11 protein-coding genes are annotated in these 15,209 nt (G+C 72.9%); 9 read left to right on the top strand and 2 right to left on the bottom strand.

Translation table 11 applies throughout. The features are described 5' to 3' along the window. Nucleotides 1–76 precede the first annotated feature (76 nt). Complete coding sequence (locus tag GTW43_RS09660; protein WP_161301217.1) at nt 77–481, bottom strand: DUF4307 domain-containing protein; 405 nt, start codon at nt 479–481, stop codon at nt 77–79. A 151-nt stretch (nt 482–632) separates the two neighbouring features. On the opposite strand from GTW43_RS09660, the gene mca reads away from it, so the two are divergent. The 3 genes from mca to GTW43_RS09650 all read left to right on the top strand — a co-directional run bounded on the left by mca (nt 633) and on the right by GTW43_RS09650 (nt 2,462). Further along, nucleotides 633–1,493, top strand: a complete 861-nt coding sequence (gene mca / locus GTW43_RS09655) for a mycothiol conjugate amidase Mca (protein WP_161301242.1) — start codon at nt 633–635, stop codon at nt 1,491–1,493. Continuing rightward, entirely contained in the window at nt 1,486–1,755 is a 270-nt protein-coding gene (locus tag GTW43_RS37465) for a hypothetical protein (protein ID WP_237536507.1), read from the top strand. Before mca ends, GTW43_RS37465 begins: the two co-directional genes overlap by 8 nt. Before the next feature lie 110 nt (nt 1,756–1,865). Then, nucleotides 1,866–2,462, top strand: coding sequence for a dihydrofolate reductase family protein (locus GTW43_RS09650; RefSeq protein WP_161301216.1), 597 nt, complete (start codon nt 1,866–1,868; stop codon nt 2,460–2,462). 54 nt (nt 2,463–2,516) lie between these two features. On the opposite strand, the gene GTW43_RS09645 is transcribed toward GTW43_RS09650, so the two are convergent. Next, nucleotides 2,517–5,720: a tetratricopeptide repeat protein gene (locus GTW43_RS09645; protein WP_161301215.1), complete on the bottom strand. Its 3,204-nt coding sequence runs from the start codon at nt 5,718–5,720 to the stop codon at nt 2,517–2,519. 138 nt (nt 5,721–5,858) lie between these two features. Here GTW43_RS09645 and GTW43_RS09640 point away from each other — a divergent pair, with 138 nt between their 5' ends. The 6 genes from GTW43_RS09640 to GTW43_RS09615 all read left to right on the top strand — a co-directional run bounded on the left by GTW43_RS09640 (nt 5,859) and on the right by GTW43_RS09615 (nt 15,078). After that, entirely contained in the window at nt 5,859–6,311 is a 453-nt protein-coding gene (locus GTW43_RS09640; RefSeq protein WP_161301214.1) for an MmcQ/YjbR family DNA-binding protein, read from the top strand. Nucleotides 6,312–6,358: 47 nt separating this feature from the next. Beyond that, nucleotides 6,359–8,386, top strand: coding sequence for a thioredoxin domain-containing protein (locus GTW43_RS09635; RefSeq protein WP_161301213.1), 2,028 nt, complete (start codon nt 6,359–6,361; stop codon nt 8,384–8,386). Between the two features lie 155 nt (nt 8,387–8,541). Continuing rightward, on the top strand, nt 8,542–9,810 hold the full coding sequence (locus tag GTW43_RS09630) for a glycosyltransferase (protein WP_161301240.1): 1,269 nt from the start codon (nt 8,542–8,544) through the stop codon (nt 9,808–9,810). Further along, nucleotides 9,807–11,426, top strand: coding sequence for a phospholipid carrier-dependent glycosyltransferase (locus GTW43_RS09625; protein ID WP_161301212.1), 1,620 nt, complete (start codon nt 9,807–9,809; stop codon nt 11,424–11,426). Before GTW43_RS09630 ends, GTW43_RS09625 begins: the two co-directional genes overlap by 4 nt. 2 nt (nt 11,427–11,428) lie before the next feature. Further along, nucleotides 11,429–12,673 (top strand): glycosyltransferase, encoded by a 1,245-nt coding sequence (locus tag GTW43_RS09620; protein WP_161301239.1) that lies wholly within the window; start codon nt 11,429–11,431, stop codon nt 12,671–12,673. Continuing rightward, nucleotides 12,670–15,078: a galactose oxidase early set domain-containing protein gene (locus GTW43_RS09615; protein WP_161301211.1), complete on the top strand. Its 2,409-nt coding sequence runs from the start codon at nt 12,670–12,672 to the stop codon at nt 15,076–15,078. The genes GTW43_RS09620 and GTW43_RS09615 overlap by 4 nt, the downstream gene beginning before the upstream one ends. The last annotated feature ends 131 nt before the right edge of the window (nt 15,079–15,209 follow it).

Below are 15,209 nucleotides of genomic sequence, written 5' to 3'. Positions count from 1 at the left end.
CAGGTCAGGCCACGTCAACCCGATAGGCGCCGACGTCCGCCGGGCCCGCTCGGCGCCGGTCGGCGTCAGTTCGGTGTCAGTCGGCGTGGCAGCCGACGAGCTCCGCGGTGGTGCCGCGCTCGCCGCTGGTGCGCAGGGTGACGACCTTGTCGATGCGCTCGCTGTGCTGGTCGAAGCGGAAGTCGGCCCGGCCGACCTCGGCGCCGTCGGCGCTCTGCGAGCGGACGGTGCAGTAGCCACCGGTGCCCGCGTCCTTGCGGATCTCCAGGTGCACCTCGACCTTGTCCGGGTGCGACTGGAAGGCGATGACCTCGCCGCTGAACTTGTTCCCCACGACGTAGTACCAGCCGAACCAGACCATCAGCGCGGCGAACAGGGTGCCGAGGACGATCGCGGCGATCCTCAGCTTCCGGTCGGCGCGGGCGTCCGCGGAGCGCGACGAGCCGTAACGCCCCTCGGGCAGCTGCTGCACGGCGCTCATTCGGCCAGATCCTCTCGCGTGGCCCGCCAGGATGCGGGCGCCGGAATTTTCCGTCCCCCGGTTCGGTCACTATAGAAGCCGCACATTGCGCCGGACGACACCGGGCGCCCTATCTCGCGAGGATCTTGTCTTGACTGAGCAGCTGCGACTGATGGCCGTTCACGCCCATCCCGACGACGAGTCGTCGAAGGGCGCGGCCACCATGGCCAAGTACGTGTCCGAGGGGGTGGACGTGCTGGTCGTGACCTGCACGGGCGGAGAGCGCGGCTCCATCCTCAACCCCAAGCTCCAGGGCGACACGTACATCGAGGAGCACATCCACGAGGTGCGCAAGAAGGAGATGGACGAGGCCCGGGAGATCCTGGGCATCAAGCAGGAGTGGCTGGGCTTCGTCGACTCCGGGCTGCCCGAGGGCGACCCGCTGCCGCCGCTGCCCGAGGGCTGCTTCGCGCTGGAGGACGTCGACAAGGCCGCCGGTGAGCTGGTCAAGCAGATCCGTCGCTTCCGTCCCCAGGTCATCACCACGTACGACGAGAACGGCGGCTATCCGCACCCCGACCACATCATGACCCACAAGATCACGATGGTGGCCTTCGAGGGCGCGGCCGACGCCGAGCAGTTCCCCGAGTCCGTGTACGGGCCGGTCTTCCAGCCGCAGAAGCTGTACTACAACCAGGGCTTCAACCGGCCGCGCACCGAGGCGCTGCACCACGCGCTCCTGGACCGCGGCATGGAGTCGCCGTACGAGGACTGGCTGAAGCGCTGGGACGAGTTCGGGCGGGTCGAGCGCACGCTGACCACGCACGTTCCGTGCGCCGACTTCTACGAGATCCGGGACAAGGCGCTGATCGCGCACGCCACGCAGATCGATCCGGACGGCGGCTGGTTCCGCGTGCCGATGGAGATCCAGAAGGAGGTCTGGCCGACCGAGGAGTACGAGCTCGCGAAGTCGCTCGTCGATACCTCCCTCCCCGAGGACGACCTCTTCGCGGGCATCCGCCACAATGCCTGATGTGAACGCGAATCTGGCAATGACCCATCTCGTCCCCCTTGCCGCCAAGGAGGTCGACGAGAACAAGGTGACTCCGGGTGTTCTCGGCTTCATCGTCTTCGCGGTGATGGCGCTGGCCGTGTGGGGCCTGATGAAGTCGATGAACCGCCACATGGGCAAGGTCGACTTCAAGGAGAAGGGCTCCGGCGCCGAGGGCACCGGGGCCGGCTCCGAGCGGGTCGGCGCCGCTCCCGGCTCCACCTCCACCGCCGACCGGGACTGAGGCACGCTCCCGGGCGTGCCCGCGATGAGTTTCGCGGGCACGCCGGGTCTTCATGGCTACCGGGCCGCGGCCCGGCACCCGGGGGGACCGGACAGGAATCGGGAGATGTCATGAGCACCGTCGTCATGCACGGTGTCGTCTCGGTGGACGGCTTCATCGCCGGCCCGGACGACCAGGTCGGCCCGCTGTTCGACTGGTACGGGAACGGCGACGTCCCGCTCGGCGGCGGCAACAGGGTCTCCGAGGCGTCCGCCGCGTACGTCCGGCCCCAGTGGGACAGCCTCGGCGCGATGATCATCGGCCGCCGCCTCTTCGACCTCACCGACGGCTGGGACGCGCGGCCGCCCGCCGGCGAACACGTCGTCGTGGTGTCCCACCGGCCCCGCCCCGCCGACTGGCACCCCGAGGCGACCCACTACCACTTCGCCGAGGACGTCACCTCCGCCGTCGCCGCCGCGAAGGAACGCGCCGGGGGACGCCGGGTGGCCGTGGCCGCCGGCGACGTCGGCGGCCAGGCCTTCGCCCTCGGCCTGGTCGACGAGGTGGCGATGGACGTGGCCCCGGTCGTCCTCGGCACCGGCCGCCCCTATTTCGGCCCCACCGCCCCCGGCCCGTACCTCCTGGAGGACCCGGACGTGGTGGTGCGGGGGGACCGGGTGCTGCACCTGCTGTACCGGGTGCGCAAGGGGCAGAGCCGCCGGCCGTGACCGGCGGCCGTCCGCCCCGTCGAGGCCGGCCGTGACCGGCGGCCGTCCGCCCCGTCAGTCGGTCACCCCCATCACGTCCCGCGCATGCCGGTTCGGGACCATGCCGAGGCGCCAGGCCTGCCAGCCCGCGTCCAGGTCGACGCCGCGTTCGAGCAGCAGGGCGTACGCCGTCACGTAGTCGTCGAGCTTGCCGTCGCGGGCCGGCGCCGGGTCCCGGGTCAGGGCCGCCAGCTCCTCCTGGGCGACCGCCGTGCCGACCTCGGAGCCGCCCGGCGAGGAGTAAGGCAACAGCGTGCAGCGCAGGAACGCCGCCCACTCCTCGCCCCGCCGGTCCCCGTACGAGGCGAACAGGCCGCGGGCCTCCTCGCACAGGTCGAGGGCCTGCTGGAGCCGGGTGTTGCCGGCGTCCACCACCGCCAGCTCCAGGCACGTCCACGCCTCGCCGTGCGTCACACCGATGCGCTGGAAGTCGGCGCGGGCGTCGACGAGGAGCTGGCGGGCGAAGCCCGAGTTGCGCAGCGAACCGGTCTGCGCGGCCCGCTGGTCACGGGTGACGCGCGCCGAGTGGTGCCGGGCGCAGGCCAGCCCGTACACGTCGCGCATCCGGGAGAACATCGTGCGCGAGCGCTCCAGTTCACGGACCGCCTGGTCCAGGTTCCCGGTCTCCTCCAGGGCCTGACCCAGGTAGTAGTACGTCCAGGCCTCGCCGCGCGCGTCCTCGTTCTCCCGGTGCCGGGACGCGGCCTGGCGCAGGCCGTCGACCGCGGCCGACGCGTCGCCGTCGACGAGCCGGGTGCGCGCCAGCTGGGTCAGCGCCCAGGCCTCGCCGCGTGCGTCCCGGGTCCGGCCGTACAGGTCGAGCGCGGCGCGCAGTTCGTCGTCGGCGCGCGGCACCTGGCCCATGCGCAGACACAGCTGGCCGAGCTGGAAGTGCGCCCAGGCCTCGCCGTGCAGCGACTCGTTCTCCCGGTGCAGGGTGAACGCGTCGGTCAGCAGCACCAGCGACTCGCGCACGTGCGCCCGGTCCCGCTCGACCGCCGCGAGCGCGTGCAGCGTCCAGCCCCGGTCGCCCTTCGTCTCCGGCGTCGTCTGCAGGTCGAGCGCCTCGCGCAGCTTCGCGCTCGCCTCCGTCAGCTGGCCCTGGTGGTGCAGCGTGATGCCGAGCGAGCACAGCGCGCGCGCCTCGCCCGCCCGGTGGTGCGCCTCCCGGTACAGGTCCACGACCGAGGACAGCGTCGTCCGTGCCTTGTCGAGCTCACCGAGCTGGCGGGCCGCGATACCGGTGCGCCACTGGACCGAGCGCACCAGCAGCCCCTGGTCGATGGCCTGGGTCAGCTCGCTGATCTCGCCCAGCCGGTAGAGGTCGCCGCGCAGCAGGCAGTAGTCGCACAGCGCGCCCAGCAGACCGAGCACCGCGTCCTGGTTGACGCCCTCCGCGTGCCGCAGCGCCGCCGTGATGAAGCTCGACTCGTCGTCCAGCCAGCGCAGCGCGGCGTCGAGCGACGTGAAGCCGTGCGGGCCCATCTGCCCGGCGCGCGTCGACATGTTCCCGTCGACGAGGCGGATCACGGAGTCGGCGAGGTCCGCGTAGTTCTGGATCAGGCGCTCCTGCGCGGCCGTGCGCTCGGCCGGCTCCTCCTCGTCCTCGAGCCGCGCCTGCGCGAACGCCCGCACCAGGTCGTGCAGCCGGTAGCGGCTGCCGCGCACATGGTCGACGAGCCCGGCGCGGGCCAGCGCCGTCAGGTGCTTCGTCGCCTCCGTGGTGTCCGTGGCGAGCAGCGCCGCCGCCGCGGGCGCCCCGAGCGAGGCGCGCCCGGCGAGCGCGAGCCGCCGCAGCAGCCGCCGCCCCTGCTCCGGCTGGTCGGTGTAGCGCAGCCACAGGACGCGCTCGACGGGCTCCACGGGCCCGTACGCGCCGAGATCGGCCGCCAGCGCGCGCGGCGAGCGCGGGCCGATCGAGGACCCCGCGATCCGCAGCGCGAGCGGCAGCCCGCCGCACAACTCCCGTACGGCCTCGGTCGCTTCGGCGTCGTAGGGCCCGTCCGCGTCCTGCGCCGCCTCGCGCAGCAGCTCCTCGGCGCCGGCCACGTCCAGCGCCTCCACCGGCAGGTGGTGCACCCACGCCGGGGTGTCGTCGCCGAGGTCGAGCGGCTTCCTGGACGTCACGACGACCAGGCTGTCCGAACGCTCGGGGACGAGCGTGCGCACCTGCCGGGCGTCGGCCGCGTCGTCGAGGACGATCGTGACGGGCAGCCCGGTCAGATGCTGGTGATACAGCTCGCCGAGCCGCTTGACCTGCTGCTCCGGCGCCGAGCGCTCACGGAACAGGAGCTGTTCGCGCGGCGCGCCCAGCCGGTTCAGAAGGTGCAGCAGCGCGTCCCGGGTGGACAGCGGCGCCGCGTCCGAGCGGTCCCCGCGCAGGTCCACGACGCACGCCCCGCGGAACTGGTCGCGCAGCTCGTGCGCCGCCCGCACCGCCAGCGTGGTGCGCCCCGAACCGGGCGCCCCGTGCAGCACGACGACCGTGGGCCGCGTCTGCGTACTGGCGCGGGCCGCGTGCACCCACTGGGTGATCTGCGACAGGGCGGCCCGGCGCCCCGCGAACGGGCCGTCCGGCTCGGGCAGTTGGCCGAACGACTGCTCCAGGACCGTCCGCCGCCGGGCCGCCGCGCTCTTGTCGGTCCGCCGCAGCTGCGGCACGGCGGTCTTCTTGCCGCCCGTCCCCGTGCCGGTGCTCGCCGCGAGCACCCGCTGCTGGTCGAGGAACGGCCGGATGCCCCGGACCTCCAGCGCGGTCAGCCACTGCAGCCGCAGTTGCTCGTGGCCGCCCGGTTGGCTCGCCGCGCCCGCGCTGCGGCTCGCCGCCGGCAGATGCGCGGCGGTCACCTTCGCGACGGTCGCCGCGGCCCCGAGCACCGCGACGGCCGCCCCGGCGCCCACCGCGACCCCGGTCCCCGCGCCCAGCGCCAGGTCGGCCACGCACGCCGTGACGGCCCCGACCCCCGCCACCATCAGCGGTGTCGACCCGCTCTCCCGGGCGAACCGCTGGCCGAACGTCATCTGTCCGGCCGACGCCTCGTCGAGCGCCCCCGTGTAGGCGGCGTACTCCTCGACCGCGGTCTGCCCCATCGCGTCCAGCGCACCGCGCGCCCGCGCGAGCAGCACGTTCCCGTCGACCCGGCCGCCGGAGCGCCTGACCTCCTCCTCGACGGCCCGCGCCAACAGCCGCTCGGCCTCCGCCCGATGGCTGTCTCGCATACTCGGTCCCCCTCCGGTCGACATCACGTCCGTTCACGGTCAAGTGTCCTGCGTACGGGGGGAAGGCGCGAGAGGCCCGGCGGAGCGTCCGGCCGGACAATGCGGCGCCGCGCCGCCTCCGGCTGTCATCATCCAGCCATGCCTCATCCCGTCATGTTCGACGACGACGACCCCTACCTGGTGCGGCTGCGCCGCGTGGCCCTTGCGTTCCCGGGGGCCGAGGAGCGGGTGGCGCACGGGCGGCCGGGGTTCCGGGCCGGCAAGTTCTTCGCCTGGTACGGGGGTTCGACCAAGGGGACCGCCGACACCCGCGTCCCCTACGACCAGGCGCTCCTCGTGCTGCCGGACGAGGGGGACCGGGCGGCCCTCGCCGACGATCCGCGCTTCTTCGCGCCCGCCTACCTCGCCCCGTCCGGATGGATCGGCCTCGACCTCACCGCAGGCGGCGGCACCGGCCCGGACGACGTCGACTGGCAGGAGGTCGCGGAACTCCTCGACGCGTCCTACCGGCAGGTCGCGGGCGTCCGGCGGACCGCGGCGCTCGACGCGGCGGGCGGCCCGGCGGCGCACCCGGGCGACCCGGCGGACTGAGGCGGGGGCTCCCGGCCGCGGCCGCGGGCTCGTGCGACGATGCCGGTATGAATCGCCTGGCCGAATCCCAGTCGCCGTATCTGCTCCAGCACGCCGACAACCCCGTGGACTGGTGGCCCTGGACGCCCGAAGCGTTCGAGGAGGCGCGGCGGCGCGGCGTGCCCGTGCTGCTGTCGGTCGGGTACGCGGCCTGCCACTGGTGCCACGTCATGGCGCACGAGTCGTTCGAGGACGAGGCGACCGCCGCCGTCATGAACGAGCACTTCGTGAACATCAAGGTGGACCGCGAGGAGCGGCCCGACGTCGACGCCGTCTACATGGAGGCCGTGCAGGCGGCCACGGGGCAGGGCGGCTGGCCCATGACGGTGTTCCTGACGCCGGACGCCGAGCCGTTCTACTTCGGGACGTACTTCCCGCCCGAGCCGCGGCACGGCATGCCGTCGTTCACCCAGGTGCTGGGCGGGGTGCGGGACGCGTGGACGGGCCGGCGCGGCGAGGTCTCCGAGGTCGCGGGGAAGATCACCGCGGATCTCGCGCAGCGTGAACTCCCGTACGGGAACACGGAGATGCCCGGTGAGGAGGAGCTCGCGGCGGCGCTGCTCGGGCTGACCCGGGAGTACGACGCGACGTACGGCGGTTTCGGGGGAGCGCCCAAGTTCCCGCCGTCCATGGTGATCGAGTTCCTGCTGCGCCACCACGCGCGGACCGGCGCCGAGGGCGCGCTCCAGATGGCCGTCGACACGTGCGAGCGGATGGCGCGCGGCGGGATCTACGACCAGCTCGGCGGTGGCTTCGCGCGCTACTCCGTGGACCGCGAGTTCACGGTGCCGCACTTCGAGAAGATGCTGTACGACAACGCGCTGCTCTGCCGGGCCTACGCGCACCTGTGGCGGTCCACGGGCAGTGAGCTCGCCCGGCGGATCGCGCTGGAGACCGCCGACTTCATGGTCCGCGAACTGCGCACGAACGAGGGCGGGTTCGCCTCCGCACTCGACGCGGACAGTGCGGACCCGGTCAGCGGCGAGCAGGTCGAGGGCGCCTACTACGTGTGGACGCCGCAGCAGCTCACGCAGGTGCTCGGCGCCGAGGACGGGGCCGTGGCCGCCGCGCTCTACGGGGTCACCGAGGAGGGCACCTTCGAGGAGGGCGCCTCGGTGCTGCGGCTGCCGCAGGACGCGGGCGTCGCCGACGCGGCGCGGCAGGCGCGCATCCGGGAGCGGCTGCTGGCCGCCCGCGCGGAGCGTCCCGCACCGGGCCGCGACGACAAGGTGGTGGCCGCGTGGAACGGGCTGGCGATCGCCGCGCTCGCCGAGACCGGCGCGTACTTCGGCCGCCAGGACCTCGTCGACGCCGCCGTCTGCGCCGGTGACCTGCTGGTGCGGCTGCACATGGACCCCTCCGCGCGCCTGACGCGGACGAGCAGGGACGGGCGGGCCGGGCAGAACGCGGGGGTCCTGGAGGACTACGCGGACGTCGCCGAGGGCTTCCTGACACTGGCGTCGGTGACCGGCGAGGGCGTGTGGCTGGAGTTCGCCGGGTTCCTGCTCGACCACGTGCTCGACCGGTTCACCGACCCGGACAGCGGCGCCCTGTACGACACGGCCTCCGACGCCGAGCGGCTGATCCGCCGGCCGCAGGACCCGACCGACAACGCGACCCCGTCCGGCTGGACGGCCGCCGCGGGCGCGCTCCTGTCGTACGCGGCGCAGACCGGCTCGGAGCCGCACCGGACCGCGGCCGAGCGGGCCTCGGGCGTCGTGAAGGCGCTCGGTCCGCGCGCGCCCCGGTTCATCGGGAACGGCCTCGCGGTCGGCGAGGCACTGCTCGACGGCCCGCGCGAGATCGCCGTCGTCGGGGAGGTCGGCGGCCGGCTGCACCACGCGGCGCTCATCGCGACGGCGCCGGGCGCCGTGGTCGCCGCGGGGCCCGAGGGCGGTGACGAACTGCCGCTGCTCGCCGACCGGCCGCAGGTGGACGGGCGGGAAACCGCTTACGTATGCCATCACTTCGTGTGTGATGCCCCCGTGACGGATGTGGCCGGACTGAACCGTATCTTGGGCGAAACGCAGGGTTAGCACGGTATTTATCCGAACAGGCCCCCCGTCTTCACAGGTTCCCCATATCCTCGCTTCATCGGTGGGGTGGGCATGACGACTCGTCATGCCTGGGGGGATCTGGGGGGATCTGTTTGCTTGCGACCGATGCTGTCGGCATGTCCGATGCCGGCACCATGCTCAGTGCTGCGCTCGTCGCGGCCGTTTCACTGGCCCTGTTCTGGATGGCCGCCTTCACGCTGTGGTGGCAGATGCACGCCTGGCGCACGCCGGAAGTGCTCGCCTCCACCCGATTCGCCAGCCCCGACGATCACGGGGCCCTGTCCTTCTCGCTGCTCCTGCCGGCCCGGCACGAGCAGGCCGTGCTCGACCACACCATCCAGCGGCTGCTCGAGTCCGGGCACCGCGACTTCGAGATCATCGTCATCGTCGGCCACGACGACCCGGAGACCGCCGAGGTCGCCGAGCGCGCGGCCGCCCGCGACCCGCGCGTCCGGGTCGTCGTCGACACCCACGACAGGAAGAACAAGCCGAAGGCGCTCAACACCGCGCTGCCGCACTGCCGCGGCGACGTCGTCGGGGTCTTCGACGCCGAGGACCAGGTCCACCACGACCTGCTCACCCACGTCGACCACGCCTTCCGCGACACCGGCGCCGACGTCGTGCAGGGCGGCGTCCAGCTGATCAACTTCCACTCCAGCTGGTACAGCCTGCGCAACTGCCTCGAGTACTTCTTCTGGTTCCGCTCCCGGCTGCACCTGCACGCCCAGAAAGGCTTCATCCCGCTCGGCGGCAACACCGTCTTCGTCCGCACGAGCGTGCTGCGCGAGGCCGGCGGCTGGGACCCGGACTGCCTCGCCGAGGACTGCGACCTCGGCGTGCGCCTGTCCAGCACCGGCAAGAAGGTCGTCGTCGCCTACGACTCCGACATGGTCACCCGCGAGGAGACCCCGGGCACCCTGCTGTCCCTGCTCAAGCAGCGCACCCGCTGGAACCAGGGATTCCTCCAGGTCTACCGGAAGAAGGACTGGAAGCAGCTGCCCACGTTCCGGCAGCGGCTCCTCGCCCGGTACACGCTCATGACCCCGTTCATGCAGGCCTTCACCGGCCTGATCATCCCGCTCAACGCGGCGGTCGCCCTGCTCATGGACGTGCCCGTCGGCATCGCCTTCATCACCTTCCTGCCCGCCGTCACCGCGTTCGTGACCTTCGTCTTCGAGGTCGTCGGACTGCACGACTTCGGCCGGCAGTACGGCCTGCGCGTCCGCCTCGTGCACTACCTCAAGCTCGTCGCGGGCGGCCCCTTCTACCAGGTGCTCCTCGCCGGAGCCGCGATCCGCGCCGTGTGGCGCGAGCACCGCGGCCGCGGCGACTGGGAGCTCACCAGTCATGTGGGCGCGCATCTGCCCACCGAGCGCGCCGCCCGAGAGGACGTTCCCGCGTGACCGCCACTCTTCCCGCGGCGGGCAGCTCCACGCCCGTCGCGCAGACCACACCTGTGCCCGCACGCCTGCGCACCCCGCTCAGAGCCGTCCGCTTCCGGCGCTCCCCGGCCGACCTCGCCCTGTGCGGGGTGCTCCTCGCCGCGATCGTCCTCGTGCAGGGCTGGAACATCAGCGGCTACCCCAACTTCAGCGACGACGAGGGCACGTACCTCGCCCAGGCCTGGGCCGTCCAGCAGGGCGAGGGCCTGGCCCACTACACCTACTGGTACGACCACCCGCCGCTCGGCTGGCTCCAGCTCGCCACCGTCAGCTGGATCCCGTCCCTCGCCGACCCGTCCGCCATGACGGTCGGCACGATGCGGCTCGCCATGCTCGGCGTCAGCGCGGTCAGCGCCGTCCTGCTCTACGTGCTGGCCCGCCGGCTGCGCCTGCCGCGGTGGGCGGCCGGCCTGGCGATGGGCCTGTTCGGCCTGTCGCCGCTCGCCGTCGTCCTCCAGCGCGAGATCTTCCTCGACAACATCGCCGTGATGTGGATGCTCCTCGCGTTCTGCCTCGCCGCCTCCCCGAACCGGCACCTGTGGCACCACTTCGCGGCCGGCGTCGCCGCCGCGACGGCCGTCCTGTCGAAGGAGACGATGCTCGTCCTGCTGCCCGCGCTGCTCGTCACGATGTGGCGGCACGGGCACCCCGCCACCCGCAAGTTCGCGCTGACCGGGGCGATCACCGCGTGCGCGCTCGTCGGACTCTCGTACCCCCTGTTCGCGCTCCTCAAGGGCGAGTTGCTGCCCGGCGGCGGCCACGTCTCGCTGTGGGACGGCATCACCTACCAGCTCGGCCGCCCCGGCTCCGGGTTCGTCCTCGACGCGGGCTCCGGCTCGCACGGCGTGCTGCACTCCTGGCTCTACTACGACAAGGTGCTGCCGCTCGGCGGACTCACCGCCGCCCTGTTCCTGCTCGTCACCCTGCGCTGGTCGGTCACCGCACGCGCCCTCGCCGGACCCGCGCTCGCCGTCGCCGTGCTCGCGCTCGTCGCGATGCGCCCGTCCGGCTACCTGCCCGCCATGTACGTCGTGCAGGCCCTGCCGTTCCTCGCGCTCGTCCTCGCCGGGGCCGCGGCCGGTGTCGTGCACGCGCTCGTCCACCGGGGCCGGGCCCCGCGCGGACTGCGCCTGACCGCGGTGGCCCTCCTCGCGGCGAGCGCCGCCGCCCTCGTCGCACCCCGCTGGTACGACGGCGACCGCACCGCCATGACCGTCGACGCGAACGCGCCGTACCGGGGCGCCGCCGACTGGATGGCGACGAAGGTCGCCGACCCGGCCCGCACCCGCGTCCTCGTCGACGACGCCCTCTGGCTCGACCTCGTGCACGCCGGGTACGCGCCCGGACTCGGCGCCATCTGGTTCTACAAGGCCGACCTCGACCCCGCGGTCACGAAGACCCTGCCGCACGGCTGGCGCGACCTCGACTACGTCGTCGCCTCACCGACCGTGCGCCGCGACGCCGCCGACCTGCCGCACGTGAAGGACGCCCTGAAGCACTCGACGCCGGTCGCCACCTTCGGCGCGGGCGAGGACCGGATCGAGATCCGGCGGATCCGGACAGGGAGCACCCGATGAGCATGCGCCCCGAGCACCGCACCGACCCGGCACCCGACGGCACGGAACTGCCCGAACCCGGGGCCGTCACCATCGTCGTCCCCACCTTCAACGAACAGGACAACGTCGCCGAACTCCTCTACCGCATCACCGAGTCGGTACCGGCCCGGCTGCCCTGCGAGGTGCTCTTCGTCGACGACTCCACCGACCAGACGCCCCGCGTCATCCGCGAGATCGCCCAGGACTGCCCGTTCCCGGTCACCGTCCTGCACCGCGACGCACCGGACGGCGGGCTCGGCGGCGCCGTCGTCGCCGGACTGCGGGCCGCCACCTCCGACTGGGTCGTCGTCATGGACGGCGACCTCCAGCACCCGCCGTCCCTCGTCCCCGAACTGGTCGCCACCGGCGAGAAGGAGGGCGCCCAGCTCGTCGTCGCCAGCCGCTACCTGCCCGGCGGCAGCCGCGCGGGACTGTCCGGGATCTCCCGCGTCGCCGTCTCCCGCGCCTCGACCTGGCTCGCCAAGGGCCTCTTCCCGCGCGCCCTGCGCGGCGTCAGCGACCCGATGAGCGGCTTCTTCGCGATCCGCCGCGCCGCCGTCCACCCGGACGCCCTCAAGCCCCTCGGCTACAAGATCCTCCTCGAACTCGCCGTCCGCAACGGACCGTTGACCGTCGCCGAGGTGCCGTTCGTCTTCCAGGAGCGGCACGCGGGCACGTCCAAGTCCACGCTCCGCGAAGGCCTGCGCTACCTGCGCCACCTCGTCGAGCTGCGCACCGCGGCGCCGCTCGCCCGGATGCTGGTGTTCGGCCTGATCGGCCTGACCGGCTTCGTGCCCAACCTGCTCGCCCTGGCCGCCCTCACCCGCACCGGCGTGCACTACCTGCCGGCCGAGATCCTCGCCAACCAGGCGGGCGTCGTCTGGAACTTCCTGCTCATCGAGGGCCTCCTGTTCCGCGAGCGGCGCCGGCACCGCCACTGGGCCGACCGCACCGCCCGCTTCGCCGTGCTGGCCAACGCCGACCTGGTGCTGCGCATCCCGCTGATCGCCCTGTTCGTGCGCGAGCTGGGGATGGCCGTGCTGCCGGCCACCGCGCTCGCCCTCGTCACCACGTTCGTCCTGCGCTTCGCCGGAACCGAGGCGCTCGTCTACGCCGGGAAGGCCAGGACCTCACGGACGGGGCCCGGCACGCCCGGGACACCCGGCCCGTCCGGCCCACCGGACCAGGCCGGGACCTCGGCCGAGACCGCCACGGGAGCCGCCGCATGAGACCGAGAAGACCCGCCTGCAGGACGGCCCTCGCGGGGGTGACCGCGCTCGCCGCCTCGCTCCTGATGGCCGTGCCGCAGCCCGCCTCCGCCGCCAACCTCGTCAAGAACCCCGGCTTCGAGAGCACCGGCACCGGCGACATGCCCGCGTGCTGGGAGAAGTCCGGCTGGGGCGACAACGACTTCTCCTTCACCGCCACCGACGACGCGCACACCGGCGACAGGGCGATGAAGGTCGAGCTGACCCGCCGCGTCGACGGGGACCGCAAGGCGCTCGTCACCGAGTCCGCGGACTGCGCGCCGCCCGTCACCGTCGGCAAGCAGTACGACCTCGGGCTCTGGTACCGGACGACGACCCCGGACGCCTCGATCACCCTCTTCCGGCACGACGCGACGGCCGGCTGGCAGTACTGGACCGACCTCAAGACCCTGGACATGAGCGCCGGCTGGGCCGAGGCGTCGGTCCGCACGCCCGAGGTCCCGCCGGGCACCGACCGCATCAGCTGGGGCGTGTCCGTGTACGGCACGGGGTCGGCGACCACCGACGACTACACGATGGAGCAGGTCGCCGACGCCGTCCCCGACCCGGAGTGCACGGGCACCGCCGAGGAGTGCGCCGACGGCCGCTGGGACGTCCTGCCCACGCAGAACCCGGTCCGCTCCATGCACTCCGTCGTCCTGCGCAACGGGAAGATCCTGCTCATCGCGGGCTCCGGCAACAGCGAGGAGATGTTCGAGGCGGGCACCTTCACCTCGGCGGTCTACGACCCCGAGAAGGGCACGTACACGACGATCCCCACGCCGAAGGACATGTTCTGCGCGGGACACGTCCAACTGGCCGACGGCCGCGTCCTCGTGATGAGCGGCAACAAGGCCTACCCGGCGAAGGACGGCTCGCACGGCTACGAAGGCTTCAAGGACAGCTACGTCTTCGACCCCGCCACCGAGACCTACAGCAGGACCAACGACATGAACGACGGGCACTGGTACCCGTCCGCGACCGTCATGGGCAACGGCGACGTGATGTCCTTCGGCGGCCTGCGCGAGGACTCCACCGGGTCCGTCACCGCCGAGCGCTTCGACGCCGCGAAGGGGGAGTGGCTGCCCGCGTCGCAGGTCAACCAGACCTGGTCGTACTGGGGCCTGTACCCGTCGATGATCCTCCTCCAGGACGGCCGCCTCTTCTACTCCGGCAGCCACGTCTTCGGCAACGGCACGCCCGGCACCGGCGCCTCGCTCTACGACTACGACAAGAACACCGTGACGGACGTCCCGGGGCTCCGGTCCAAGGACGAGCGCGACCAGTCCGCGAGCGTGCTGCTGCCCCCGGCCCAGGAGCAGAAGGTCCTCACGATGGGCGGCGGCAACATCGACTCCAACCCGGACGCGGGCCGCCTCGTCGACGTCATCGACCTCAAGGACCCGAACCCGGCCTACGTCGCCGGGCCGCCGCTCCCGCAGGGCACCGTCGACCTCGGCGCCGGACCGCAGCCCGAGACCGGCGCCCAGGGCAAGATGTACGTCTCCGCCGTGCTGCTGCCCGACGGCAAGGTCCTGGAGACCGGTGGCGCCCTGCACAACCGCGCCGACCCCGTGTACGAGTCGTCGATCTTCGACCCGGCGACCACGGCCTTCGACCCGGTCGCCCCGGATCCCGAGGCCCGCGGCTACCACTCGTCCGCGTTCCTGCTGCCCGACGGCCGCGTCATGACCACCGGCGACAACCCCGGCAACGGCAGCTGGAACCACAACGTGTCGATCTACACCCCGCCCTACCTGCTCAAGGGCGAGCGCCCCGCCATCACGTCGGTCATCGACAAGGAGTGGAAGTACGGCGACACCCAGCGCATCACCGTCGACCGGCCGATCGCCAAGGCCGAACTGATCCGCCCCGCCGCGGTCACCCACTCGTCCGACCCCAACCAGCGCTACGTCGACCTGCCGCTGTCCGTCGACGGCGCCAACGTCGACCTGAACGTCACGCCCAACCCGAACCTGGCGCCGCCCGGCTGGTACATGCTCTTCGCGGTCGACGCGAACGGGGTGCCGTCGGTCGCGCAGTGGGTGCATCTGACCGGGGCGCCGACGGGGGAGACGGCCGTGTCGCCGCACGTGCACGCGTTCGCGGACGGGCTCGCGGCGAAGCCGAAGGGGAAGCGGGCGGCGCGCACGTCGGCGCCGGTCAGCCCCGTGATCGCCGGGTGCGACCGGCACTACGGCTCCGCCAACGTCTGTGTGCCCACGGCCTTCCCGCCGCAGGTGGCGTCCTCGCCGCGGGGGCGCTGCGCCTGGCTTGCCGGGCGGGACTACGGGGTGCTCCGCGTCAACGGGCGGGACGATCCGCTGGGCCTCGACCGGAACGGGGACGGGGTCGCGTGCGGCAAGGGGGACCGGTCCGCCCGCTGACGCGTCCGTCGCCGGCTCTCCGTCCGTGGGGGCTGGTCGCGCAGTTCCCCGCGCCCCTGGAGGTGCGGACTTCGTCCGCTACCTCCATCGGGGAAATGCGGCGCGCAGCGCCTGCATTTCAGGGGCGCGGG

This window comes from Streptomyces sp. SID5785 (assembly GCF_009870065.1).
In the GTDB taxonomy this organism is placed as follows: domain Bacteria; phylum Actinomycetota; class Actinomycetes; order Streptomycetales; family Streptomycetaceae; genus Streptomyces.
This window is presented reverse-complemented; position numbering and strand designations above follow the sequence as displayed.

Excerpts from the sequence above, each read along its gene's own strand:
- GTW43_RS09640 (WP_161301214.1), top strand. The coding sequence starts at position 5,859 with ATGCCTCATCCCGTCATGTTCGACGACGACGACCCCTACCTGGTGCGG.
- GTW43_RS09645 (WP_161301215.1), bottom strand. The coding sequence starts at position 5,720 with ATGCGAGACAGCCATCGGGCGGAGGCCGAGCGGCTGTTGGCGCGGGCC.
- GTW43_RS09630 (WP_161301240.1), top strand. The coding sequence starts at position 8,542 with ATGCTCAGTGCTGCGCTCGTCGCGGCCGTTTCACTGGCCCTGTTCTGG.
- GTW43_RS09615 (WP_161301211.1), top strand. The coding sequence starts at position 12,670 with ATGAGACCGAGAAGACCCGCCTGCAGGACGGCCCTCGCGGGGGTGACC.
- GTW43_RS37465 (WP_237536507.1), top strand. The coding sequence starts at position 1,486 with ATGCCTGATGTGAACGCGAATCTGGCAATGACCCATCTCGTCCCCCTT.
- GTW43_RS09650 (WP_161301216.1), top strand. The coding sequence starts at position 1,866 with ATGAGCACCGTCGTCATGCACGGTGTCGTCTCGGTGGACGGCTTCATC.
- GTW43_RS09635 (WP_161301213.1), top strand. The coding sequence starts at position 6,359 with ATGAATCGCCTGGCCGAATCCCAGTCGCCGTATCTGCTCCAGCACGCC.
- mca (WP_161301242.1), top strand. The coding sequence starts at position 633 with ATGGCCGTTCACGCCCATCCCGACGACGAGTCGTCGAAGGGCGCGGCC.
- GTW43_RS09620 (WP_161301239.1), top strand. The coding sequence starts at position 11,429 with ATGCGCCCCGAGCACCGCACCGACCCGGCACCCGACGGCACGGAACTG.
- GTW43_RS09660 (WP_161301217.1), bottom strand. The coding sequence starts at position 481 with ATGAGCGCCGTGCAGCAGCTGCCCGAGGGGCGTTACGGCTCGTCGCGC.